The organism is Pontibacter sp. HJ8 (genome assembly GCF_054824225.1).
Window position 1 is genome coordinate 1 of sequence record NZ_JSYF01000498.1, and the last position, 2,417, is coordinate 2,417.

2 protein-coding genes are annotated in these 2,417 nt (G+C 51.2%); both read right to left on the bottom strand.

The window, feature by feature from the left end:
- Positions 1–72 precede the first annotated feature (72 nt).
- Positions 73–1,722 carry an alpha-glucan family phosphorylase gene (gene glgP, locus OB13_RS18560; RefSeq protein ID WP_461491678.1) on the bottom strand — a complete coding sequence of 550 codons (1,650 nt, stop codon included), beginning with the start codon at positions 1,720–1,722 and terminating at the stop codon, positions 73–75.
- 318 nt (positions 1,723–2,040) lie between these two features.
- On the bottom strand, positions 2,041–2,417 hold a 377-nt coding region (locus tag OB13_RS18565), incomplete at its 5' end, for a hypothetical protein (RefSeq protein WP_461491679.1).

Below are 2,417 nucleotides of genomic sequence, written 5' to 3' on the forward strand. Positions count from 1 at the left end.
GCCCTTCCTCTTTCTATACCTGCAACTCAGTCGGCAGGTACCTTGCTACTGCAGGTATAAAGGAGGCATGCATTAATACATGATCTCATAATACTCATGTGCCATGCGATCCGAGTCGAAGCGGGGGATAACGTCGCGCATACCCTGCTTGACGATGTTCATCCACTTGTTTCTGTCATTGTAGTAGGTCGGGATAACGTCGTTTTCAAGGATGCTCATCAGGTTCTTATGGTCGATCTCATCCTGCATGGTATCGGGCAGATTGCTGTCGACCACCGGAAGCACGAAGCTGTTCTCGCCGTGGCGGGCAAACTCAGGCAGCCAGCCGTCCAGCACCGAAAAGTTCACGGCTCCGTTCATGGCGGCCGTCATACCGCTGGTACCGGAAGCTTCCCTTGGCCGGCGTGGCGTGTTCAGCCAGACATCCGCCCCTTGCTTGAGCTTTTTGGACAGGCCGATCTCATACCCGGTTAAAACCGCAAAGTTCTTGCGCTGGTACGACAAACTCACCAGGCTGTTGAATACGCTGACAGCCCCTTCATCAAACGGGTAAGGCTTGCCGGCCCAGATCACCTGCACCGGACGATCTTCCTGCGAAATCATCTCAAAGAAACGCTCGATGTCATGCACCAGCAGGTCGGCCCGCTTATAGGCGGCAAAGCGGCGGGCCCACACAATGGTGAGCACATCACTCCGAAAGAGTTTGCCTGTCTGGTCGGCCACGATCTCGAACAGGTCCTGCTTCATTTCGGCTTTGCGCTGGATCAGGGCCTGGTTGTCATCGCGCTCCAGGGCCTGCCGCAGGGTCTTGTCCATCCAGAAGGGCACGTTCTGCGCGTTAGTGATCGATTTGATCTCGCACACACCTTCGTTTTCGTACCACATGCGGCGGGCTACTTCCCCGTGCAGCTGCGATACGCCATTGGCAACTTTCGCCAGACGAAGGGCGGACAAGGTATAGTCGAAGAAGTTGCCGTTCATGCCCGTCAACCTTCTCGCGTCTTCCAGCGACGTGGCGTTGAAGAAGGACATGTTGTTGAGTAGCTGAATATCGTGTACCTCGTTCCCGGCTTTTTCGGGTGTGTGGGTAGTAAATACGATGCGCTTTCTCACTTCTTCCACATTCCCCCCGTACTTTTCATTCAGGTAGAAGGCGAGCGGTAAGGCATGGCCTTCGTTCATGTGGTAGATATCAGCACCGCCGAGTTCTTCCACCACTTTGGCCCCGGCTATACCCAACACGATGCTTTGCGCTATTCTCGCAGAAGGCTCCTTATCGTAGAGGTGATAAGTAATGGTGCGGGCCAGGTGATCATTTTCGGGGATGTTGGTCGAAAGGAAATACATCGGTATGGTGCCAAAGATCTCGGGACGCAACACCAGCGCCTGAACGATCACCGGGTGGCCGTTTACCAGCACGCTCACCTTGATGCCGGTATCTTCTAGGTAGGTATAGTACTTCTTCTGGAACTGCACCCGCATGGTGCGGTCATCGTTTCGGACCTGGTCGTAGTAACCGTATTTCCAGAGTATACCGATCCCGATCATATTCTGGCGCAGGTCATAGGCGCTGCGCATGTGCGAACCGGCCAGGAAGCCGAGTCCTCCGGAATAGGTCTTGAGCGCCTGGTGTATGCCGAACTCCATGCTGAAATACGCCACACGCTTCTGATACTTCTCATCTATCTCATAAGGGTGATACCACTTATTATATGCATTCATAAACTAAATCCTAAATTTAAAACGTAACAAAACTTTCCTGCAGAATATACGGGCGTCTTTCAAGCCTATGAAAAATTCACCGGGAAACTCCCATAATTCTATAAACGCCATATAGTTCACTGACTATATTTATAAATATACAGAAACAGGCAGAAATAATCCTCATCCTGTCCTGGCGTTGAACCAGCAAATTTCAGCTAACTAATCTTCTTAAACAAGCTTAAGTACAATATACTTGCCGTACACAGCTCAAGCATACCGAAAGTAGGACAGGTAAGTTACATACCGGAAAAGCGGCAGCGTGGGTAGAAATGGCAGCTATACCTGCTCTGAAGCACCCATTTGCACAAAACGCATTTTCTTCGGATCCGGAAAGCATCCTGAAAAATTACTGAAAAAAGAAATGAGCCTCTCCATCCAATCTCTTCCGCCGGCTGGCCCTAACACAGGAAGCATGCCGCTACTGCTGGTTTCCAAGCCTTTAAATCCTGCCCCTGCCAATTGGTTGACTCCGGTTATAAGTTTAAACAACGAAGCCCGACTCATTCTACGAAATACCCCATCCGCTATACCTGTCGGGTAGCTCTGGCCGCTAATTGTGTTTTTTGGCCAGCGCTTAACTCTGTCACTCCTCCTTCCGTACCAACGCAGGCTTGTCATCCGCTTGAGCATGGCCCTGCTTACTTGTTTTTTTG